The 2,024-nt window shown below is 61.5% G+C and carries 2 protein-coding genes; one reads left to right on the top strand and one right to left on the bottom strand.

All coding sequences use genetic code 11. The features are described from left to right. The first annotated feature begins 114 nt into the window (after window positions 1–114). Complete coding sequence (locus DEM26_RS20115) at window positions 115–957, top strand: LysR family transcriptional regulator (protein ID WP_088726083.1); 843 nt, start codon at window positions 115–117, stop codon at window positions 955–957. Window positions 958–1,317: 360 nt separating this feature from the next. Here the strand turns inward: DEM26_RS20115 and DEM26_RS20110 are convergent. Continuing rightward, window positions 1,318–2,024, bottom strand: a 707-nt coding sequence (locus DEM26_RS20110; protein ID WP_109173301.1) for an NAD(P)H-dependent flavin oxidoreductase, incomplete at its 5' end; no start/stop codon positions are given.

Genomic DNA, 2,024 nt, shown 5'->3' with positions numbered 1-2,024 from the left:
TGATCTTCCGGTTGTCCGCGAGATGCGCGGGTTCAAGTGTCGCGCGATTCATCATATTGGGGAAGCGAATATAAATGCGATATGATATTCGAAAACACGATGCATGGGGCCTCTATGAACATTGAACATGCCCGAACTTTCCTTGCCGTGGCTGATACCGGCAGCTTCGTCGCGGCCGCCGAAAGGCTTCACGTCACCCAGTCAACCGTGAGCGCCCGTATCCGGGCACTCGAAGATCAGTTAGGCACCAGGCTTTTCACTCGCAACAAGGCCGGCGCGGCACTGACTGCGGGCGGTGGCCGGTTCTTGAAGCATGCAGCGCAGATGGTGCGAGCCCTCGAACGCGCGCGGCACGACGTCGGCCTGCCTGGACAATTCCGCGCGCGTGTCGTCATCGGGGCGCGCTTCGGCCTGTGGGAAGGGCTGATGATGCAGTGGTTCGCCAATATCCAGCGGTCCCATCCCCGGGTTTCGTTTCATTCCGAAATCGGCTTCGAGCCTGATCTGATGCAGGCGCTGGTCGAGGGGCGGATGGATATCGGAGTTATGTTCACCCCGCAGCGCCGGCCGATGCTCGAGCTCCTGCCATTGCTTACTGAACAGTTGGTGCTCGTCTGCACCGAACCGACCGCTAGCATGCAGCCCGACGGCTATATCCACGTCGAGTGGGGTCCGGAATTCGACAATCAGTTCCGCGCTGGCTTTCCGGAGTTTCCCGGTCCTGCACTCTCGGCCAATATCGCTTGGCTCGGCCTTCAATATCTCAAGCTCAATGGCGGCAGCGGCTATTTCCCGCGGCGTCTGGTCGAACAACAGATCGATAGCGGTGCCCTGTTCCCGGTGCCCGGTGCGCCGGTGTTCGAATTGCCGGCGTGGATCGTGGTCCGCGAGGATCGCAACAAGGCGCTTGTTGATCCGATGGTCCAGAGGTTGATGGCTGGCCTTGTGGCGTCTTGATCTGCGGTCAATTTCCGCTCTTGTCCTATCCCAGCGGCCTGTCGCTCGCGATCGGTATCTTGCTGGGGCATTCCCGGTCGGTCACCTTGCGTTCGGGCTCGCTGCGTAGTGCTTTCGTGCGATCGAAGAAACTCCTTCCGGCAAGGCTTCGTTCGCCCTTTCGTCGATCGAACTGAGTATGTCTGTCAGAGCCTTCATAGCCGCGACCGAGGAGCCATGACTGGTCGTTATGACGATCATCCGCGCAGAAAGCAGTCGCGCCAGTTCTTTAACCGGCGCGCTAAGCGAGGTGGTGAGCAAAAACAGCCTTGGCAGCTGATCTCTTGAATTCGTCGTTCATGGCTTTGACTTGAAAGCACGTCAAAACGGGCGTCCCAGGAGATGGCGGGCCTGCGCGACCATGCCGTCCAGACGTGCAGCGGCCTTGGGGACGTCGTTGAGTGCACCCACACCCTGGCCCGCATAGAGTGCCATCGCCTCCAAGTCGCCGGTCGTGGTTCGCAGCGGCGAGTCCGTGCTGAAGCGCAGGCGCGGCTGATCGCCGTCGCGGGCGATGGCCTCGCGCGGAAGACTGTCAGGGTCGTGGCCGAGATAATGTCCGTCCAAGCTTTCGGTCACGCTATTGGCGATCACCCGCACCGCAGCGCCCTTGGGCCAGTTCAGAACGAAAACATCGGTCAGAACCGTGTCGTCGCCGGTGGCCTCCGTGATTCGGGATTTGTGATAGGGATGAGCGAAGGATTCCTCGGTCGCCAGAAAGGCCGTGCCGCATTGCACGCCATCGGCGCCGATGGTCAACGCAGCGGCGAGCCCCTCGCCCGTTGCGATCCCACCGGAGACGACGACCGGCAGGTCGGTCTGCGCAAGGATTTGCTCGGCCAGCCCGAAGGCCGGATGTCGTCCATGCACATGACCGCCCGCCTCGACGCCCTGCGCGATGATCACATCCGCTCCGGCCTCTTCGGCAATCCGTGCGGCCTCGATCGTGCCGACCTGGTGCAGAACGAGGCAACCGGCACGTTTCACGCGGGCCACCACGTCAGGCATCACGTCCCAGAAAAAGCTGA

Origin of the sequence: Thioclava sp. NG1 (genome assembly GCF_003122275.1) — a bacterium.
GTDB classification, from domain to species: Bacteria; Pseudomonadota; Alphaproteobacteria; order Rhodobacterales; family Rhodobacteraceae; genus Thioclava; species Thioclava nitratireducens.
Note: the sequence above shows the minus strand (reverse complement) of the source record. Positions and strands in the feature narration are given on the sequence as shown.